Origin of the sequence: Lysinibacillus halotolerans (assembly GCF_003711845.1) — a bacterium.
Lineage (GTDB): Bacteria > Bacillota > Bacilli > Bacillales_A > Planococcaceae > Ureibacillus > Ureibacillus halotolerans.
In genome coordinates this window covers 1-21,490 of the sequence record NZ_RHLQ01000052.1, presented here as the reverse complement: position 1 = coordinate 21,490, position 21,490 = coordinate 1, and the positions used below count along the sequence as shown (strand labels likewise).

Annotated in this window: 19 protein-coding genes and 1 pseudogene; 2 read left to right on the top strand and 18 right to left on the bottom strand. The window is 36.4% G+C overall.

What is annotated here, in order from left to right; genetic code table 11:
• Nucleotides 1-138: 138 nt before the first annotated feature.
• Nucleotides 139-1,686: an acyl-CoA carboxylase subunit beta gene (locus tag EC501_RS15785; protein ID WP_122973307.1), complete on the bottom strand. Its 1,548-nt coding sequence runs from the start codon at nt 1,684-1,686 to the stop codon at nt 139-141.
• A 4-nt stretch (nt 1,687-1,690) separates the two neighbouring features.
• Nucleotides 1,691-2,104 carry a methylmalonyl-CoA epimerase gene (mce, locus tag EC501_RS15780; RefSeq protein WP_122973306.1) on the bottom strand — a complete coding sequence of 138 codons (414 nt, stop codon included), beginning with the start codon at nt 2,102-2,104 and terminating at the stop codon, nt 1,691-1,693.
• A 124-nt stretch (nt 2,105-2,228) separates the two neighbouring features.
• Here mce and prli42 point away from each other — a divergent pair, with 124 nt between their 5' ends.
• The gene (prli42, locus tag EC501_RS18435) at nt 2,229-2,321 is read left to right on the top strand and encodes a stressosome-associated protein Prli42 (protein WP_156967325.1); all 93 of its coding nucleotides are present in this window, start codon (nt 2,229-2,231) and stop codon (nt 2,319-2,321) included.
• A 16-nt stretch (nt 2,322-2,337) separates the two neighbouring features.
• On the opposite strand, the gene EC501_RS15775 is transcribed toward prli42, so the two are convergent.
• The 10 genes from EC501_RS15775 to EC501_RS15730 form a co-directional block, all read right to left on the bottom strand.
• Complete coding sequence (locus EC501_RS15775) at nt 2,338-3,345, bottom strand: aromatic acid exporter family protein (RefSeq protein ID WP_241559374.1); 1,008 nt, start codon at nt 3,343-3,345, stop codon at nt 2,338-2,340.
• Nucleotides 3,346-3,448: 103 nt separating this feature from the next.
• A complete protein-coding gene (locus EC501_RS15770; protein WP_122973305.1) occupies nt 3,449-3,889 on the bottom strand; it encodes a BrxA/BrxB family bacilliredoxin in 441 nt (146 codons plus the stop codon).
• A 68-nt stretch (nt 3,890-3,957) separates the two neighbouring features.
• Nucleotides 3,958-5,037 carry a methylmalonyl Co-A mutase-associated GTPase MeaB gene (gene meaB / locus EC501_RS15765; RefSeq protein WP_122973304.1) on the bottom strand — a complete coding sequence of 360 codons (1,080 nt, stop codon included), beginning with the start codon at nt 5,035-5,037 and terminating at the stop codon, nt 3,958-3,960.
• Nucleotides 5,037-7,187: a methylmalonyl-CoA mutase gene (scpA, locus tag EC501_RS15760; RefSeq protein ID WP_122973303.1), complete on the bottom strand. Its 2,151-nt coding sequence runs from the start codon at nt 7,185-7,187 to the stop codon at nt 5,037-5,039. The genes meaB and scpA overlap by 1 nt, the downstream gene beginning before the upstream one ends.
• Nucleotides 7,184-8,866, bottom strand: coding sequence for a methylmalonyl-CoA mutase family protein (locus EC501_RS15755; protein WP_241559373.1), 1,683 nt, complete (start codon nt 8,864-8,866; stop codon nt 7,184-7,186). Before EC501_RS15755 ends, scpA begins: the two co-directional genes overlap by 4 nt.
• Before the next feature lie 260 nt (nt 8,867-9,126).
• Nucleotides 9,127-10,416 (bottom strand): dihydrolipoamide acetyltransferase family protein, encoded by a 1,290-nt coding sequence (locus EC501_RS15750; protein ID WP_122973301.1) that lies wholly within the window; start codon nt 10,414-10,416, stop codon nt 9,127-9,129.
• A gap of 16 nt (nt 10,417-10,432) precedes the next feature.
• A complete protein-coding gene (locus tag EC501_RS15745) occupies nt 10,433-11,416 on the bottom strand; it encodes an alpha-ketoacid dehydrogenase subunit beta (protein WP_122973300.1) in 984 nt (327 codons plus the stop codon).
• The gene (locus tag EC501_RS15740) at nt 11,416-12,426 is read right to left on the bottom strand and encodes a thiamine pyrophosphate-dependent dehydrogenase E1 component subunit alpha (RefSeq protein WP_122973299.1); all 1,011 of its coding nucleotides are present in this window, start codon (nt 12,424-12,426) and stop codon (nt 11,416-11,418) included. The genes EC501_RS15745 and EC501_RS15740 overlap by 1 nt, the downstream gene beginning before the upstream one ends.
• Nucleotides 12,427-12,561: 135 nt before the next feature.
• The gene (lpdA, locus tag EC501_RS15735; RefSeq protein ID WP_122973298.1) at nt 12,562-13,980 is read right to left on the bottom strand and encodes a dihydrolipoyl dehydrogenase; all 1,419 of its coding nucleotides are present in this window, start codon (nt 13,978-13,980) and stop codon (nt 12,562-12,564) included.
• Between the two features lie 66 nt (nt 13,981-14,046).
• On the bottom strand, nt 14,047-15,141 hold the full coding sequence (locus EC501_RS15730; protein WP_122973308.1) for a Leu/Phe/Val dehydrogenase: 1,095 nt from the start codon (nt 15,139-15,141) through the stop codon (nt 14,047-14,049).
• A gap of 262 nt (nt 15,142-15,403) precedes the next feature.
• On the opposite strand from EC501_RS15730, the gene EC501_RS15725 reads away from it, so the two are divergent.
• Entirely contained in the window at nt 15,404-15,646 is a 243-nt protein-coding gene (locus tag EC501_RS15725) for a DUF2627 domain-containing protein (protein WP_122973297.1), read from the top strand.
• 34 nt (nt 15,647-15,680) lie between these two features.
• Here EC501_RS15725 and EC501_RS15720 read toward each other — a convergent pair whose 3' ends face one another.
• The 6 genes and pseudogenes from EC501_RS15720 to EC501_RS15690 form a co-directional block, all read right to left on the bottom strand.
• On the bottom strand, nt 15,681-16,421 hold the full coding sequence (locus EC501_RS15720; protein WP_122973296.1) for a glycerophosphodiester phosphodiesterase: 741 nt from the start codon (nt 16,419-16,421) through the stop codon (nt 15,681-15,683).
• Nucleotides 16,421-17,992, bottom strand: a complete 1,572-nt coding sequence (locus EC501_RS15715; RefSeq protein WP_122973295.1) for a DUF342 domain-containing protein — start codon at nt 17,990-17,992, stop codon at nt 16,421-16,423. Before EC501_RS15715 ends, EC501_RS15720 begins: the two co-directional genes overlap by 1 nt.
• Before the next feature lie 98 nt (nt 17,993-18,090).
• Entirely contained in the window at nt 18,091-18,528 is a 438-nt protein-coding gene (locus tag EC501_RS15710) for a phage holin family protein (RefSeq protein WP_122973294.1), read from the bottom strand.
• Nucleotides 18,529-18,673: 145 nt separating this feature from the next.
• Complete coding sequence (locus EC501_RS15705; protein ID WP_122973293.1) at nt 18,674-20,236, bottom strand: hypothetical protein; 1,563 nt, start codon at nt 20,234-20,236, stop codon at nt 18,674-18,676.
• Nucleotides 20,237-20,571: 335 nt separating this feature from the next.
• Nucleotides 20,572-20,664 (bottom strand): annotated as a pseudogene (locus tag EC501_RS15700) (sporulation transcription factor Spo0A); the annotation flags it as partial.
• 734 nt (nt 20,665-21,398) lie between these two features.
• The coding region (locus EC501_RS15690; protein WP_148037831.1) for an IS3 family transposase at nt 21,399-21,490 on the bottom strand (92 nt) is incomplete at its 5' end.

The following is a 21,490-nucleotide window of genomic DNA, read 5'->3' as shown; positions in this document are numbered from 1 at the left end:
GCTATGAACACTTTAAAGCGAAAATTTTATTAAATAATTTATCTAAGAAAATTGGGATTCATTTAGGATAATCGGGGTGCCGTGTAATATCACTTCACCCCAACATTTGACATAGAACCTATTAAACTACTATTTTTATTATAGAGGAATATTTCCATGCTTTTTCGCTGGTCGGGATTCCTCTTTATTTGATAGCATATCTAAAGACTGAATTAATTTAATGCGTGTCTCTCTTGGATCAATGACATCATCAACCATACCACGAGATGCTGCAACATAAGGATTTGCAAATTTTTCTTTATATTCTTCGATTTTCGCTTCACGGGTACTTTCAGGATCTTCCGAATTAGCTATTTCATTGGCAAAAATAATGTTCGCTGCCCCTGCAGCACCCATTACTGCGATTTCTGCATTCGGCCACGCAAAAACTAAATCTGCTCCAATTGATTTAGAGTTGAGTGCCACATATGCTCCCCCGTAAGCCTTACGTAAAATGACCGTTATTTTCGGTACTGTCGCCTCCGAGTATGCATATAAAATTTTTGCACCATGACGAATAATCCCACCGTGCTCCTGCTTCACTCCAGGGAAAAATCCGGAAACATCTTCAAAAGTAATAATCGGAATATTAAAAGCATCACAAGTTCGAATAAATCGTGAAGCTTTATCGGATGAATCAATATCTAATCCACCCGCTAACGCTTTCGGTTGGTTACAAACTAATCCAACGGACTCCCCTGCTATTCGCGCAAAACCAACAACAATATTTTTGGCAAATTCAGCCTGAACTTCCATAAAGGATCCTTCATCTACTACCTGTTCAACTACTTTCCGAACATCATAAGGTTTCGTCGGTTCAATCGGTACAAAATCAATAATATCCGGACGATAGTCATCCCCTTCAGGACGAGGGAATCTTGGTGCTTTTTCTTTATTATTTTGTGGCAGATAACTTAGAAGATTGCGAATTTGTTCGATAGACTCCTCTTCAGATGGAGCACGGAAATGGGCATTCCCACTAATCGTATTATGAACTTTCGAACCACCTAAATCTTCCGATGAAATTTTCTCTCCGGTAACGGTTTCGATTACTTTTGGTCCCGTTATAAACATTTGGGACGTTTTATCTACCATTAAAATAAAGTCCGTAATAGCCGGGGAGTAAACTGCTCCACCTGCACAAGGTCCCATAATAACCGAAATTTGTGGAATGACTCCGGAATAGATCGCATTTCGGTAAAAAATGCTCCCATATCCATCTAAAGATAATACGCCTTCTTGAATTCGGGCACCACCAGAATCATTAATGCCAATAAAAGGAGTACCGTTTTTAGCAGCTAAGTCCATTACAGCAGCTATTTTTTTAGCATGCATCTCACCTAATGCACCACCAAAAACCGTAAAATCTTGGGCAAATAAATAAACATTACGCCCATTAATTTTACCAAATCCAGTTACTACCCCATCACCAGGACCCTTTTGTTCATCCATACCAAAATCAGTTGTTCTATGTGTAATGAATGGATTAATTTCTACAAATGTTCCTTTATCTAATAATAAATCAATCCGCTCACGAGCTGTAAGCTTACCCTTTTCATGTTGCTTTTCAATACGCTTGTCCCCACCGCCAAGCTCAATTTCACGTTTACGATCATACATCTCATTAATTTTGTCGAACATGTCCATAGCTCTATATATCCCCTTTTTTACTTTTATCACAAAGTTCATATAAAACACCGTAAGAGTCCTTAGGGTGTAAAAAGGCAACTTCTGCTCCCCTGGCACCTGGATTCGGCTCATCTGAAAGAATACGCACACCCTTTTCCCGTAATTCTTTCATTCTTTCACGAATTCCTATTACCCCAAATGCAACATGTTGAATACCTTCTCCACGTTTTTCGATATGTTTATATATCGCACTTTCTTCACTAGTAGGTTCTAAAAGCTCAAACTTCACATTACCTGCATCAATGAACGCTACGCGAACATGTTGAGATGGAACCTCTTCTATTTTTAGTAATGTTAAGCCTAGAGTTTCAGTATAATATGTAATACGTTCATCCAGGTTTTTAACTGCAATCCCAATATGATCTACACCCTTCATGACAACACCCCTTCTGTTATAGTACATTTCTATTGTACCGAAATGGAAAACAATTCGCTACGTACTTGAGATATTTTTCAAATTTGATAAACTAAATTTAATAATAGAAGGAGAGAACGAAAATATGAGTAATAAAAAATTCCAGAAAATAGTCGTATATAGTATGATAGCCATTATGGTCATTTCAACTCTAGCATTTGGTTTATCGTTCTTCTAAACGGCTTCCACCGCGATTACGATTGTGTAATCGCTTTTTTCCTGCTTTTTTTCTTTATTCCTTTGTAAGATTGTTTAATCATTAAATATTGATCCATTTCTTCGATAAATTGATAAAGGGAGGCCATTGCTAGAAATTTTTCATGATTTTCAGGTAATGGCATTTTGGCAAATTCCTCTTTCACAATTTCTAATTTATTGCGAAAGCGTTTCGCAGTATTACCCGGATGCACATTTTCAGCTAGTTCCTCCATAAAATCGGCAACTAAGTTTGTTTGCTGTACCATAACAGGCAATGTTGTAATTTTAGGTAGTACTCGTTCGATAATCTCCAATTGCTTTTCGCGCATATCAAAATATAAATAGTATTCATTTTGTTTACGGGTTAGATGATTTTCGACATCTTTAAAAGCAAGGGATTTCGCTTTATTTAAAATATTGGCCGCTTCTATAATTTCTTTACCATCCCACGAAGTATCCCCATTGCGCAAATACTTTACAATTTCACTAAAAATCGAACTATATAAATCTTCAATTTCACAAAGATATCGATCCAGTTCTTTTTGGAAATCCCCCATATACATATTGACGGCAAGTGCTGTTCCAAATCCGATCGCCATTAAGGCCATTTCATTTAAAAATAAGTCCAATGTAAAATTTGCTTCTCCATAAATATGCATAATAATAACGGAACTTGAAACAAAGCCAGCTGCAACATTTAAAGAGACAATCGTAGGGATAAAAATTAGTATCATACAACCTAATACGAGTGGATTGTAGCCGAACGTTTCTAAAGCGAGATAGGCAAAAGCCATTCCAATGAAACTTGCAATCAATCTCGTATAAACGGCATGTACAGATTTCTTTTTAGTCGTTTGTATACAAAGTATTGTTAAGATGGCTGCCGATGAAAAGTATTGTAAGTCAAAGTAGTGGGCAATGGCAATGGCAAAGGCAGCACCTACTGCAGTTTTAACTGTGCGATAGCCGATTTTAAATTTTTTGATATCGACTTCCTCCTTCAAGCTTTGAAGCGTTTATAAAAGTAAAATCGGATTATTGTGACAATTTGAAAGAAAAGAACATGTCCTTAAAAAATTTAAGGACAAGTTCTTTCATCTTTTTACATTAAACTTCGTCACAATATTCTTCAAAGTTTGCTTGTAAATTTGTAATAACCGACATCGGATCATGACCTTCGATTTCATGACGGCCGATATCTGCAACTACTTTACCATCTTTTAATAATACAAAGGCTGGTGAAGAAGGAATGTGGTTTTCACCAAAGAAATGACGGGCTGCAGCTGTTGCTTCTTTATCTTGACCAGCAAATACAGTTACTAAATGATCTGGACGTTTATCGTAATGAATCGCGTTTGCTGCAGCTGGACGGGCAATCCCTCCTGCACAACCACAAACAGAGTTTACCATCACAAGTGTAGTACCAGGACGAGCAAATGCTTCCTCTACCTCTTCTGGTGTACGCAGTTGTTCGTAACCTGCTCCCTCTATTTCAGCACGCGCAGTTCTTTTAATTTCCTCCATAAATAAATCGTAATCCATATTCATGATTTATCGCTCCTTTCAACTATATATATTATCACAAAGACGTCTATTTGAATGTTTTAAAATACTGATCAATGATCTTTAGCAAATAATTTTGTTACACCTTGAGTAACCGTTATTTCCCCTTGTAATATTTCCTTTTCAATTGACTTCATTTGCCCCTTTTTATCGGAATTATTAAAAAATGAGTCAATCAAAGTGTCCGTAATCATTGATTGGAACCATTCTCTTGTCTGTTCTAGTCGTCTTGTTTCCCAATAGTTAGAGTCTTTAATTGTTTTTTCGAATTGACAAATCATGTCCCAAACATCGGTTAATCCTATTTTCTTAATCGAGGATACAGGTAATGCTTTACTAATCCATCCAGGTGTAGCAGGTTGAAGAAAGTGAAGAATTTGCAAATACTCACGAACAGTTTTTTTTGCTTTCGGCATATTATCTCCGTCACTTTTATGGACAATAATCCCGTCTGCTAACTCCATAATCCCTTTTTTCATACCTTGCAATTCATCACCTGCACCAGTTAATACTAAGAGAAGGAAGAAGTCAACCATTCCGCGAACATATGTCTCACTTTGTCCGACTCCAACTGTTTCGATTAATATGACATCGTAACCAGCTGCTTCACAAAGCAACATTGTTTCCCTTGTTTTTTTATGAACACCACCAAGGGTACCTGCACTCGGTGATGGTCGTACGAAAGCACTTTTATGACGACTTAATTCTTCCATACGAGTTTTATCTCCTAGTATACTTCCACCAGAAAGGGATGAACTCGGATCAATGGCAAGAACTGCAACCTTTTTCCCCATATTACAAAGCATTGTTCCAAAGGCTTCGATGAAGGAACTTTTTCCAGCACCTGGTACACCTGTTATTCCAATTCGAATACTGTTCCCTGTGTAAGGTAATAGTTCCTGTAACAATTTTTGGGCTTGCTCCTTATGTTCGCGATGAGAACTTTCTATGAGCGTAATCGCTTTTGAAAGGGAAGTGCGTAAACCGCTACGCACTTCCTCTGCTAGCTTTGGAATATCTATCGTTTGCTGCTTCTTTTTTCGAAATTTTTTTGGAGAAATCGATCTTCCATCATGGTTTCCTTCTACACCGGCCATTACATGTAATGCACCTTTGTCTGTTTGTTCTTCCATTACAAAGACACTTCCTCGTAACCTAATCGTTTGTATATTTCTTCAATAATTTTAATGGCAGATACAGGGATAACCGTTCCTGGGCCAAATATCGCTACAGCTCCAGCATCATATATAAATTGATAGTCTTGGGCTGGAATAACCCCGCCTACGATTACGATAATATCTTCCCGACCAAGTTTCTTAAGTTCTGCTATCAGTTCAGGAACTAATGTTTTATGTCCAGCTGCAAGAGAGGAAACACCAACACAGTGAACGTCATTTTCTACTGCCATTTGTGCAGCTTCTTCAGGTGTTAAAAATAGTGGAGAAATATCCACATCAAAGCCTAAATCCGCATAACCTGTTGCTACAACTTTCGCTCCTCGGTCGTGACCATCTTGCCCCATTTTAGCCACGAGAATACGTGGACGACGCCCTTCGTTTTCTAAAAACTCCTCCGTCATTTGTTTAACTTCTTTGATTAACTCATCATCTGAGAAATTGGAAGAATAAACACCTGAAATGGATCGAATGACAGCTTTATGTCTACCGGAAACCTTCTCAATGGCATCAGAAATTTCACCGAGGGAAGCACGAGCACGAGCAGCATCAACTGCTACAGCTAATAAATTCTCTTCACCTGTTTCAGCAGCACGAGTAAGTCGAGATAAATGTTTTTGAACCTCTTCTTCATTACGATTCAACTTTAATTTTTCTAAACGCTCGATTTGTTTTTGTCGAACAATTGTATTATCAATATCTAAAATATCGATTGGTTCTTCCACATCTAATAAATATTTATTCACGCCGACAATCGTTTCCGTTTTAGAGTCGATTTTAGCTTGACGTTTTGCTGCCGATTCTTCTACTTTCATTTTTGGTAACCCTGTTTCAATTGCTTTTGCCATTCCACCTAGTTGTTCAATTTCTTCAATTAACGCCCAAGCTTTTCGGGTAAGCTCATCCGTTAATTTTTCTACATAGTAAGATCCACCCCAAGGATCAATCACTTTTGTCATACCGGTTTCTTCTTGCAAGAATAGTTGCGTATTCCGCGCAATACGAGCTGAGAAATCCGTTGGTAATGCAATCGCTTCATCAAGGGCATTTGTATGAAGGGATTGGGTATGCCCCATTGCCGCTGCATTTGCTTCCAATAATGTTCTTGTTACATTATTGAATGGATCCTGCTCTGTTAAAGACCATCCCGATGTTTGGGAATGGGTACGCAATGCCAATGATTTTGGATTTTTCGGACTAAATGTACTCATCATTTGAGCCCAAATACGGCGTGCAGCCCGCATTTTTGCTACTTCCATATAATAATTCATTCCAATTGCCCAAAAGAAGGAAAGCCTTGGTGCGAATGAATCAATATCGATTCCAGCTTTTAAACCTGTTCGCACATATTCAAGACCGTCCGCTAACGTATAAGCTAATTCGATATCATTTGTTGCGCCGGCTTCTTGAATATGATAACCAGAAATGGAAATTGAGTTGAATTTCGGCATAAATTTACTCGTAAATTCAAAAATATCGGCAATAATTTTCATGGACATTTCTGGTGGATAAATATACGTATTACGTACCATATATTCTTTTAATATATCATTTTGAATCGTACCTGCTAATTGTTCGGTAGAAACTCCTTGTTCTTCCGCTGCAACAATATAGAAGGCCATAATCGGTAATACGGCACCATTCATCGTCATCGAAACAGACATTTGATCTAATGGAATTCCATCAAATAATATTTTCATATCTTCAATCGAGTCGATGGCTACCCCTGCTTTCCCGACATCCCCTTTTACTCGAGGATGATCCGAATCATAGCCTCGGTGGGTTGCTAAGTCAAAGGCTACCGATAACCCCTTTTGACCCATCGCTAAATTTCTACGGTAAAAGGCATTCGATTCTTCTGCAGTTGAAAATCCAGCGTATTGTCGAACAGTCCACGGACGGGCTACGTACATGGTCGGATAAGGTCCTCGAGTATTTGGCGCAATACCAGAGAAGTCATTTAAATGGCTCACCTGTTGAATATCTTCTCTATTATAAAATTCGTTCACTTTTATTTCTTCATTTGTCATAAATGAATGGGTAGGATTTAATTTTTCATCCAAAAATACTTCTTTTAAATGGACGGATTTAAAATTCGGTTTACTCATCGTTGCACCTCCTGCAAACTTTCAAGTACCTCTGTCAGGTTTTCCACAATATTTTGACCTGCATATATAAAGCCATTTACCCCTTTTGCTAACCAGTCCTTCTGCTCTTCATCAAACTTCCCAGCTACATCGAATAGTAACTGCTCTGGTTTTGCAGGAAGAAGTGTTGGGACAATATTTCTTGTTTCATCATCTTTGGCAACAAAAATCACATAATCAAATTCATTATTTTGTAACCATGCTTGTGCTGTTTCAACGTTTTGAATTTCTCCAGATTGTTCAGGTGTAATGCCTGCCGTTGCAAAAAAGCCTGATACATAGTCAGCTCGAGGTTTAAAGTCCTTTAAGTTGCCAAAAGTTAAAATACCAATTTTCGGTTGTACCTTTTGATAGTTTACACGTAATTGTTCAAATGGTATTGCTAATCGTTTTACTTGTTTAAATAGCGGATTTATTTCCATCGCCACTTCATCACTTGGATTGGCATAAATGTTAGTACCGATTAACGATTGTTTTCTAGTTTCAACAGCCTTACGACGACTTTCATATACGGCATCTAACTCATTTTGTAATCTCCCTGACTCTATATAGATATCAATACCGCCAGCTTCTTCAATTTCTAAAAACAAATCCCATGCCTTTTCAATATACTCGGCTGTTAGTGATTCGATAAAGTAGGAACCACCCGAAGGATCTAAAACCTTTTCTACAAAGGATTCTTCTTTTAAAACTAATAAAACATTTCGTGCAATACGAATGGATTTTTCGGTAGGTTTTGTTAAACAATCGTGGGGATGAACCGTAAATAGGTCTGCTCCTCCGATTAACGCTGCAAATGCTTCATTACCTGCACGTAATAAATTGACATACACATCCAATGTAGAAAAACTTCGTAATGAAGTTTCGGCAACAATTGGAATCGGCCTCGCTTCTGTAATTCCATAAGCGGATGTAAACGCTTTCCACAATACTTTAAAAGCACGTAATTTTGCAATCTCACCGAAAAAGGATGTGTCGACAGCAAAATTGACAAAAAACTTGTTTAAAAATTTATCAAAATCTTTTTCTTGCTCCGCGAACTTTGCTGCAAGGGCAAGGGAAAGAGCTAATTCTTGTATTGCATGGGCCCCTTCGTGATGATATGTAGCGGTATTGGCCGAAATTGTTCTCACTTGTTTAAAATTTTCCAAAAATATTGGTTGATTTGAAAGAATAAAACCTTCTATATCAAAATTTTTTATATGATTAAAAACATTTAAAATTGGATCTTTTTCATTTTGAACGATTAATTTGAATGAATTTTCAGTTAAAAAACTAGATAAAGTCGTTATATGTTCTTCATTCCATTCAAATGCTACTCGACTATCAATCGTTAGTACTTCATTTCCTTTATCGATACTATCTTGTAAACGAACAAAAAATTCTGCTGGTGTTTCTCCATAAATTTGTTGCGCTACTTTTAAACCGGTTGCTGACTTTAAAGAACGGATAGTAGAAATTTGTTTATCCAATTGGTCACTTAACTGGTCTAATAGCATTTCCTGTGTATAGAGTGGTTGTAGAGTGACACCCTCTATTGTTTTGGTGAATAAAGTTTCAAACGGTTTCCCCTTTAATGCTTTCACGGCTTGTTCTTTCCATTCCTCATAACGAACAGTCGGAAAATCAATGTTTTTCATTTGAATTGACATATTCTCGCTAAACAGCTTCCCCCTTTAACTTTATCTAATTACTATTTTACATTAGAATAAGTTTCTAATAAAGTATAGATATGAAATGTAGTCGTGGTACTATATGGAATTTGTTGAAATAAAAAAATCTGCAACACTTAAAAAGGAATAGTGGCGGATAGAAACCCATATTATTAATGAGTCTTTATCCCTCCCTTTAAAAAGCGAGCAGATTGTTATTTTTTTAAAAATTTTATTTTAATAAAATATTAATAAATAGACATCGTTTCTTCATTTACATTTTCAAGAATTGATTTCACACGATTTAAAAACTTACCGCAAATTAGACCATCTAATACTCGGTGATCAAGGGATAAGCATAAATTAACCATGTCCCGAGCAGCAAACATATTATCGTTCATAATAACAGGTCTTTTTACGATTGATTCTACTTGTAAAATAGCTGCCTGAGGGTAATTGATAATCCCCATCGATTGGACTGAGCCAAATGAACCGGTATTATTGACCGTAAATGTTCCACCTTGCATATGCTCTTGTCGTAATTTCCCTGACCGTACGAGAGTTGATAATTCATGAATATCTTTCGCAATCCCTTTAATGGATTTATCATCGGCATTTTTAATTACCGGTACGAATAAAGCATCTTCAGTAGCAACCGCTATGGAAATATTAATATCCTTCTTCTGAATAATTTTATCTCCAGCCCAAACAGAATTCATCATCGGGAACTCTTTTAAAGCTTTGGCAACTGCCTTTACAAAGAAGGCAAAGTACGTAATGTTAAATCCTTCTTTTGCTTTAAAATCATTTTTTATTTTATTTCGATAGTTAACAAGATTTGTTACATCAACTTCCATCATCATCCATGCATGAGGCACTTCTTGTTTGCTTCTTACCATATTATTAGCAATTGCACGACGAACAGGTGTAACCGGAATTTCAATGTCACCAACTGCGCTAGCAATCGTATTTTCCTTTTTCGGAGCTTGTTCGTTTTCCCTTTGTAGTACTGGTTCTTGTGCTACAGTGTCTGTTTTCTGCGGGATATTACCCGTTTCAATAATTTTTAAAATATCTTTTCTTGTAATACGTCCGCCAAGTCCTGTACCTTCTACATGCTGTAAATCGATATCATGTTCATTGGCAAGTCTCAAAACAGCTGGAGAATAACGACCTTTTTGAGAAGAATCTTTTGAATTCGTTTCTGTAACAATTTTTGATTCTTCAGTTTTTGGTTTTTCACTGTTGTTCTCCGCACCCTTTGACTGTTCAACAGGTGTTGATCCATTTTCCACAGCCTCTATTTCAATCGTACAGACAAGGGCACCTACTGGTAATGTTTCCCCTTCTTTTGCTATTAGCTCTTTAATCGTTCCTGTAAAGGATGAAGGTATTTCAGCGTTTACTTTATCTGTCACAACTTCTGCTAAAGGATCATATTTGTTTACTTGATCCCCTGGTTGGACGAGCCATTTTTCAATAGTCCCTTCCGTAACACTTTCTCCAAGTTGCGGCATTAAAATCTGTTGAATCGACATAACGAACATCCTCCCTTTAGAAAGCAGCTAATTCACGCATTGCTTTTTCTATTTTATCCGGATTAATCATAAAGTATTTTTCCATCGGTGGTGCATATGGCATTGCAGGTACGTCTGGGCCAGCTAGTCTTTGTATTGGAGCGTCTAAATCGAATAAACAATTTTCCGCGATAATTGCTGCCACTTCACTCATGACGCTACCTTCTTTATTATCTTCAGTGATTAATAACACTTTCCCGGTTTTACTTGCAGCTTCAATAATAGCTTCTTTATCTAGAGGGTAAATCGTTCTTAAATCTAATACATGGGCTTCGATACCATCATCCGCAAGTCTTTCTGCTGCTTGAAGGGCAAAGTTTACAGCTAAGCCGTACGTAATAACCGTAATGTCATCCCCTTGACGTTTTACATCCGCTTTACCAATTGGAAGTACGTAGTCATCCGTAGGTACTTCCCCTTTTAATAGTCGGTAAGCTCGCTTATGCTCAAAAAATAAAACTGGATCATTGTCTCGAACTGCTGCTTTTAACAATCCTTTTGCATCATATGGTGTAGATGGAATGACAATTTTCAATCCTGGTGTGTTAGCAAATAGAGCTTCAACAGATTGGGAATGATAAAGGGCACCGTGAATACCTCCTCCAAAAGGAGCACGAATAACTAATGGACAGTCCCAATCGTTATTCGAACGATAACGAATTTTGGCTGCTTCAGAGACAATTTGATTGACCGCAGGCATGATAAAATCAGCGAATTGCATTTCCGCAATAGGTCTCATACCAACCATTGCCGCTCCAATCGCCACTCCCGCTATTGCACTTTCAGCAAGCGGTGTATCAAGTACTCGATATTCACCAAATTGATTGTAAAGGTCAGCAGTTGCTTTAAAAACGCCTCCTTTACGCCCTACATCTTCACCTAAAATGAAGACATTTTCATCCCGTTCTAGTTCTTCTTTCATGGCCAAATGAATAGCCTCAATATATGACATAACAGCCATTATTCGCCATCCCCTTCCTCATACACAAATTTCAATGCATGCTCTGGAGTTGCATACGGTGCATTTTCAGCATAATCGGTTGCTTCATTTACGATAGCCATAACCTTTTTATTCATTTCTTGTAGTCCTTCTTCCGTAATGACAGCTGCTTCTTTTAAATAATTTTCAAAAAGTAAAATCGGGTCATTTGCTCGACCTTCTGCTAAATCTTCAGCCGTACGATATTGTCGGTCATCATCATCCGAAGAGTGAGCAGTTAAACGATAAGTCACCGTCTCAATAAGCGTTGGTCCTTCCCCTCTTCTCGCTCTGTCTGCCGCCTCTTTTACAACACGGTAAACTTCTAAAGGATTTTGACCATCTACTGTATATCCTGGCATACCATAGCCAATCGCGCGATCAGATACTTGAGCACAACCTAATTGTCGTTCAACTGGTACAGAAATGGCATATTTATTATTTTCAACCATAATAATAACTGGTAATTTATGAACTCCTGCAAAGTTAGCACCTTCGTGGAAATCTCCTTGGTTTGTAGAACCTTCTCCGAGGGTAACGAAGGAAATAAAATCCTCTTGTCTAATTTTACCAGCAAGTGCTACACCAACTGCATGAGGAACTTGAGTCGCTACAGGTGAAGACCCAGTTAAAATACGATTTTTCTTTTGTCCGAAATGTCCAGGCATTTGACGTCCACCTGAATTTGGGTCCTCCGCTTTTGCAAAAGCAGATAACATTAATTCCTTTGGCGTCATTCCAAAGTGAAGGACTATACCCATATCACGATAATATGGAGCGATATAATCCTTTGTATGATCAAGGGCAAAAGCGGCACCGACTTGTGCAGCTTCTTGACCTTGGCAAGAAATTACGAATGGAATTTTACCAGAACGATTTAATAACCACATTCTTTCATCCAGCCTTCTTGCCATTAACATCGTTTCATACATTTTTAATACATCTTCATCGGAAAGTCCTAATTGTTTATGATTGATTTTTTCTTCGACCATCCAAACATCCCCTTTCAAAATATAAAGTGGAAATGCTCTAAAAAGCGAAACCTACTAATATAATTTGGATTTTTTTCCCGCAAAAACCTACTTTAGTATACTTTAAACAATTTTTCAAATCTATTAAACTAAACTTTAAAAATGTATGGCTTTGCCATCTACAGCTAATGCTACTTCCCCCATAGCTTCACTTAATGATGGGTGCGGGTGAATTGTTTCTCCTATTTCCCATGGCGTTGCATCTAATAACATACCGAGTGCAGCTTCAGAAATAAGGTCTGTAACATGTGGACCAATCATATGAACGCCTAATAGGTCATTTGTCGCCTTATCCGCTATCATTTTAACAAAACCTTCTGATTGTCCATAAACTAAAGCTTTACCAATTGCTTTAAATGGAAATTGTCCAACTTTCACATCATACCCTTTTTCTATTGCTTGTTGCTCTGTTAAACCAACACTTGCTGCTTCAGGATAACTATATATACAACGAGCGATGTTCGTATAATTTAGTGGATGAGATGTGCCATTTACAATATGCTCCACTGCGGCTATCCCTTCGTGGGAAGCGACATGAGCTAATTGCATTCCACCAATTACATCCCCAATGGCGTAAATATGTTTCTCTTTCGTTTGATACACATCGTTGACTTTAATAAAATTCGAGTCATACTCAATTTCCGTATTTTCTAAGCCAATGCCGTTCACATTTCCAACACGCCCTACTGCGAGCAACATTTTCTCGGCTGAAAAGGATTGGGCGTTACCGTTCACATTAGCCGATAATGTAACCCCATTTGTTTGTTCAATGGAGTCTGCAATAATTTCTGTATTTTTATAAAACTTAATTCCCCTTTTGGCTAACTGTTTCTCCATTTCCTTGGAGATATCGACATCTTCAGTTGGAAGAATTCGATCCCCATATTCCAAAACAGTTACGTCGACTCCAAAGTCTGCTAACATGGAAGCCCATTCGATTCCAATCACCCCAGCCCCAACAATCATCATTGATTTTGGGAGAGATTGTAATTCTAACGCATGGTCTGATGATAAAATCACTTGACCGTCAACATTTATCCCATCTAAATTACGTGGTTTTGAACCAGTTGCAATAATGATGTTTTTGGGAAGCAACATTTCATTTTCTGAATTAGCCATTTCGACCGAAATAGTGCCTGGCATCGGAGAAAAAATTGAAGGACCTAAAATTCTTCCCGTTCCATAATAAACATCAATTTTCCCTTTTTTCATTAAACTCTTCACACCATTATGAAGTTGATCGATAATCGATTGTTTTCGTTTTTGTACGCCATCAAAATTAATTTTCACTTCTTGAATTTCAATACCGTATTGTTCTGCATTAACAGACTGTCTATATACTTCCGCGCTTCGAAGAAAAGCTTTACTTGGAATACACCCCTTATGCAAACAAGTACCACCAAGTTTTTCTTTTTCGACGATAGCCGTCTTTAAACCTAGTTGTGATGCTCTAATAGCAGCAACATAACCACCGGTACCTCCACCTAGAATTACTAAATCATATTCACGAGCCATGTAGTTTTCCTCCTAACAATTGGGGAAGCAAAGAAAGTCTTTACTCCCTTTTCCACTTAAGAAGCTTTATCTACCGTTTAATATATTTTTCCCGTTTTTAAGAAATTGAGAACGAGATTTTGAAATGCGTTCAATTCGTTCTTCTGCTAAACGATTTGCAGCTAAATAAGTTGGAATATTATCACGTTTTGATATTTCAAATATCTTAGTAATACTATCATAAATTGCTTCCACACGCTTCATTGCACGCTCTCTATTATATCCATATAATTCGTCAGCTACATTGATCACGCCACCTGCATTGATTACATAATCAGGCGCATAAACAATCCCCATTTCATGAATCATATCACCATGGGAAGAATCTTTTAATTGATTGTTAGCTGATCCAGCAATAACTTTTGCTTTTAATTGTGGAATTGTTTCATCATTAATAATAGCACCTAGGGCACATGGAGCAAAAATATCTACATCTTGACTATAAATATCTCCTGGATCTACCGCTACTGCATTGAAATCATTTACAACGCGATCAACTGCGTTTTTATTAATATCCGTAACGACTAACTTTGCCCCTTCGTTATATAAATACTCACATAACGTATACGCCACGTTACCAAGACCTTGAACAGCAATTGTTCGATCTTGAAGGCTATCAGAGCCGAAAGCTTCTTTTGCAGCTGCCTTCATTCCTAAATAAACACCATAAGCTGTTACAGGAGAAGGATTTCCTGAAGAACCAAAGGATGGGGATATACCAGTAACATAATCTGTTTCTTCGTGAATCAAGTCCATATCTGTCACACTAGTACCAACATCTTCAGCAGTAATATAACGACCGTTAAGTCCTTGAATAAAACGTCCTAAAGCACGGAACATCTCTTCATTTTTATCTTTAAAAGGATCACCGATAATAACTGTTTTTCCCCCACCAAGATTAAGTCCTGCAGCAGCATTTTTATAAGTCATGCCACGGGCAAGGCGAAGTGCATCTTCAATTGCTTGTTCTTCCGTTGCGTATGACCACATTCTTGCACCGCCTAATGCAGGTCCAAGAGTTGTATCATGGATAGCAATAATTGCTTTTAAACCTGATGTTTTGTCTTGGCAAAAAACTACTTGTTCATAATCGTATTTTTCTAGATATTTAAAAATCTCCACAATAACCCCTCCAAAAAGTAAGCGTTTTCTTTCTTGAATAGATAATGATTCAGCTAAAAAAATCATTATATTCATAATGATTCTTCAACCTAATTTAAACATACTTTTTATTATGGGAATTCGCAACAATAAATGTTAAAAACGGATTAATTAAGAATTTTCTAATTATTTGAATTATTATTCTACTTCATATATTTTCTATGCTTTCTTGACTTTCAATGGGACCATTGTAAAATAAAAGTAAGTGTGAGGTGTAAAACGAATGGCAAGATTACTAGCGTTTATCGTATTATTAATACCTGCCTTAATGGCTGGAGCAGGGATCAAATTTTTGAGGGATACATTGTTTGGTAAGTTAATTTCACCATTTCCATGGTTTTGGTTACAGTTCGTTGTCGGAATCGTATTCTTAATCCTCGGTCTTGGTTTCTTTGCAGGCTATTTATTAAATAAAGACCGTAAAAATGGAAGAATTGCACCGAAATATCAAAAAGGACCAAAATAAAAAGCAGACGTTCAAATTAAGGACATTGTCCCCTTCAATTGAACGTCTGTTTTCTTTTATTTTTTTCGGCTTTTGCTACCCGATCTGGATAATCCGTAATCCAACCAATGATAGAGGGATGTGGATTTCTAAGAAACGGCTCTTTACCATTCACTGAATAAAAACGGATTCCCTTTTTCGCCCTTTCAATCGCTACAAAAGTACTCGGCTTATAATATTTTTTATTAGCATGAATCACATCGATATGTGATAACGACTCCAATGTATTCCAATCAAATTTTTTTGTCACGATTAACGCTGTTTGAAAATCAGGTCTTTGCATTTTAACAATGCGCAATAATTCATCGTGAAAGGAAGAGAAGTGACTTCCCTTGGGCAAAACAACTCGTTGTAAAGCTTTAATAAGCGGTTCGCTATTTTGTAAAAAGGATTCCTTTAACTCTACATTTAAAGGGAGTTTGTATAAATCCGCCCATTCTACTACTTGTTGAAAGGTTGGAATTCGTTCCTTTGAATATTTTCGAAAAAAATGTTTACCTATTGGGTAATTCAAAAGTTCTTTATAGGAACAGTCATTAATTTTTTTCCGTTTCCCGGTTAGACGAAATAAATCCAAATCATGATAGACGATTAGTTCATCATCTTTTGTTAATTGGATATCAATTTCAACCCCGTCTGCCCCAAGTTTTCTCGCCTTTTCGAAGGCTTTAAACGTATTTTCCAATGCATAGCCAGATGCCCCGCGATGAGCAAAAATCGGAATAGAATTTGTCATTAAACATTCAGCTCTCCAGACTCTATACGGAATTTCCCTTGTGTTATATGATTTAGTAAGGAAGATTTTTTACCGATTTGTATAACGGTTCCCGGATAGGCAGATTTTGTTACAACGATTTCTTCTTTCCCCGCATCCTTTGCCTCATTCATTAATCGCTTGATTTCTTGATCAATTTCAATTGACAACTGCTTTTTCTTTTCTAATTCGCCCTTTAAATCTTCTAAACTTTGGAGTTGCTGAACATTCAATTTATCTTTATTTGCAATAATTCTGTCAATTTTAGCTGTAAAATCAATAATTTCTTCTTGTGTCTTTTTTAACAGAGAGGCTTTTTCTTGAATAATTTCCAAAAGCGTTTGTCTATTTAAATTTTTTATAATTAATTCTGTACGTCGTTCCAATCTATTTCCAGATATCGCTGTCACAATCTTATTTTTAGCAACAGCTTCCCCTCCAATAATCTTGCCTTTATTTTCATCTAATAAAATCGAATTGGCGGCTAAATTCGAACCAATCGAATAGTAACCGATTACAATTTCCTTTTTCGCAAGTAATTTCGCATTATTTACATGCTTGACAAAAATATTACCTCCTGCTTCGATTACCGTTTCATCAAGTCCAAAAATACCGCCCTTTATATAGACGTCCCCATTTTCGGATTTAATTAATTTTGCACCGGTAATCCCTTCTCGTCCTTCAATCGAAATATCACCGGTTGCTATTATCGAATAACCTGATCCGACAGTTCCTTTAATTGTAACTGAACCATCAAAGGTAATATTTCCCGTTTCGATCCCGACATCACCATCTATCGGCAGATGATCATTAACAGCTATAACACCTTGTTGGATTTCAATTACACCCGTTTTATTCGCATATAAAGTAATTTTCCCGTCTTTTTCTAGTTCATAAACTGATTTTGGATCATATTTTAAAGGAACATCATGACCAGAAGGTGCTGGAATCGTTTCACCAAATATCGTTACACCATCGATTCCTGGCCGGGCTGGAATTTTCTCCCCTACCCAATCCCCCTGTTGGATTTCTAAAACAAAATTCATTTCAAAATAATCTGCTTTACCATCTTCTCGTATGATTGGCTTTCTTTCAGGGATTTCGATATACGTAACGATGGCATCTTCCCCTTTTGTAGGCGGTGTACCCTCTGCTATAACATATAATTTACCTGGTTTTAATTGATCGATTTCTAATTCAATAATGCCGTGGCATATATTATGTTCATTTAACAAAGAACGAATATCTGATGCAATTTTTTCTTTATTATTTTTTAATTCCTCGACTGTTTCATTGACATAGATTGATGCGGACATGTGATCTTTTGATATTTCAATCTCAATATTCGGTAACCATTTCCCAATTTCTACAGGCTGCTCTGTCTCTGTAGCTAAAGTACTTTTCAATACAGCAAAATTGGTTAAACGAATACGAGGATATTGCCGTAAAATCATATCGATTTCTTTTAACGGAAATCCCCTTTTAATTGTTTGTAAAAGGACATTTCCGTTTTGTTCCGTTAATTCTAAAAAATCATTCGTATAAATTATCACCTGAAAATCACCCCTTTTTCCAGTATAAACAAAAAATTCCGTTTTGTTTAGAGGGTTATAGGATAATTTTCACATTACATCCATCTATTTAGAAAGCACTAATTTTTTTTACTTTTCTCCTTCTTTTCGATTTCCTTTTCGTCTTCGTCAATCTTAGACAACTTGGAAACAGGTTCTGATACAAAGCTTGGAATTTTAACGCCTAATGCACCGATGTTTTCGATCGTTGATAATCCTTCACGACCGACATAGTACATAATGGCTAAGGTTCTTATTAATGGTTGTTCATTGCCTACTAGCGTATCTAACATAACGGCGATAGCAATTACAATGAGAATAACCGCTTTACGTATGCCTCCCCAAAACATAATCTCACTATTTAATTTTTTCTTTTTAATCCCTACTAATACCCCTGTGACATAATCAATGACCATAAAGGCTACTAGAAATTTTAATGCCTGATCCCAACCGCCTAACCAGTAGGTAACAAACGTCCCAAACAGAGAAACAATAGAATTAAAGGAAAATTCTTTCATGTTCAGCCTCCTTTATAATTAAAATGGAATATTCGTTTAAGTTAAATGGATTTGATTTGTTTTATATTGAAGTAGGCTCTTTCTTTTCAGGTCAAAAAGAGACGCAATTACATGCGTCCCTATAGTCCTTCCATATGCCAAACGATTACACTTTACAAACGATATAATCAACGGCCACAACACCTGTACCGGCTTTATCTCTTTGAGTAAAAGCAACGTTCATTGTCGCATTCGACTGATCTATTTTCGTTACGGTAACAACGGGATTAACTTTAAATCCTTCTGGAGCATAAATATTCCGCACGTAAACCGCAATAGTATCTCGAGCACTTTTTCGACTAATATAGACCGTTCCTTCCCAACTGGCTACTTTATAGCCGTTATCGTACCAACTGGAGTCAATCACAATACGAGCGATAATTTTCCCATAATCCCAAGTAGGAGGAAGTTTAAAGGTCAATGAATGTTTTTCTTGATGGCCAAAATTTTGATAATCGCAAATTTTCAATTGTCGGTCATTGTACAATAACAAATCGCCTTCTTCTGATAAGTCTCCCTTCATCGAAAAGCTCGAGGAGATTTGAATATTGTCATCGTCTAGTTCAGGTAAAATAATGTTTCCTTTATTTAAACCACTCGTCTGAACATTTGTAGCGGAAATGTTGACCGGATTGATCATTCCAAAAGCATAAGCGTTTTTGTTTTGTCCTTCATGAAACATATTTAAATTTGTAATACTTAAAGAAGTATCCCCTACATCAACCCATGAACTTTTATCGATACGAATGAACGATGAGCCATCATTCGAATAGGTGCCATCAATGTTAACATTACTTAGTATGACATTACGTTGTAGACGACCTAAGTTAATACCGACCTCTCTAAATTGTTCAATGTAAATATTATCAATCGTTGTATTAAAGCCATTTTCTATATTAAGGGACCATGTTTGAATACCATAAGTATGAACCCCATTAATATGCCAACCAGCAGCACTTCCAATGTCGATTGCTGCCCAAGCATCTGTAGCTACAATAATGTTATTTAATACCCCATCGGTAATTTTGTTATTATCGGCTTCTCCTAAGAAAATCGCCGTATCGCCGGAGCTTCGAACGATGATATTTAGAAATTTGTTTTCGATTAGCGTACCAGTAGCTAATATCGTCCCATCTTCATGTTTATGGGACATATAGATCGCACGTCCACCGATGTTTATAAATTCTAAATTTTGATAGATTGACCAATATGAGATGCAATATAATCCGTGATTGTTCGGATTTTCTACATTACCTTCAAAAATAAGATTTTCTAAAAGTCCTCTAGCAGTAATTCCAGACGTTTTATCTCGTAACACACGATGCATGAGAATCGGTTTATCAGCTGTCGTTAAGCTTAACGTAGCACCATTCCCATTAATACGAGCCCAATTATAATAGAGTGTATCGTGTAGAATATATTTTCGAGGAGATAAAGTTACGTTTTGTTCATTTGCTTCCGCATAGTCAATCGCTCGTTGTAAAAACCCTTCATCACCTACTTCTCCCGGCAGCTTAGGAAAATTCTCGGGAATAACTCCTAAGCCTAAATTAATCACTGCCTCCCGTTGATCTAAAACTTCAAAGTTTTCGTTAAGCTCATTCATAGTCACTCCGCTGTTTTGATTGAAAAGATGTAACTTTAAATTTTTTGATTTATCACCACTCATTTCGCTTCCTCCTTATACGAATCATTCGTACTCTTTATATTGCTATATGTGCTCGGAACAACATTTACTGTATAGTTGTTAGTCAATATTTCTATTAGTTTCGTGATTGACAACATAATAGAAAGTAAATCTATATCATCTATATACAGATTCTCCTGTCAAAGGGAAGTTTTACTATTGTTTGTACATATCCTATTCTAGTTCCTTCCAATAAGCTAAGTTGGAAGCCTAAGATGGCATAATAAAAAAACACTCCTAACCCAAGGGATTTCCTTGAAATTAGAAGTGTTTTCTCTTCTCTTCTCTTCATAAAAGTAACAATAAGCCACGAATGTTTAGCTAGCCACTAATTCAATACGAATTTTATCGGCAATCATGGCAATGAATTCTGAGTTAGTTGGTTTTGATTTTAAATGGTGGACAGTATAACTGTTGATATATCAAGGTTTTAAAAACAATGAAATAACTAAATTCTACGTTATTTATAGGTTTATATCTTAAGTATTCATTGCTTAATTAATTTTGATACTTAATTCAATTATAGAGTGTATGTTAATAATTGCAAATAAAAAGAAGGCATTTTGCCTTTTAATTATTAGAACTAATCTACATAGTACAACAACATTAGAGTTGTTGATGCTGAAGCCATAAACTGTATCCTGTTAAGTCCAACCTTATAAACGTTAATTGAATTATTAAGGGATTAAGAATCATAAAAGTAGATTGTAAATCCCATGTCTTTATGATTGTATATATCGTTGATTCAACTGTATCCTAACGTTAGTCAATTTGCAACTGTCGACATACAATGATTTATAATAATTAACTCAAATACAGCTTGTAATCAGACTATACAATTGTATAATTACTACCACAACCTTACTCATAAATCTTATAGTAAATTTCTCTTAAGACTTTATCCACTACTTTAATACATTCTTTTATGTAGTTATCCTCAACAACTATTTGTCTCATATTATCTAAACTTAACAAACTCGACTCTTTAATTATATCATATGCCTTTTTATGAATAACATTTTCTTCAATTTTATCCGCTTTAAAATTAAGGTCAATTTCAATTTTCCCATTACTATGCATATGGGAACTATAATAACCTTTACTTGTTGTTAGGGTGGAATGTCAACACAAAACTGGACAACCTTTATAAGGACCTATTCTTGAATTCCACAGGCGTTAAATAGCCTAGTGTTCCGTGAATTCGAATGTTATTGAACCAATGAACATAATCATTAA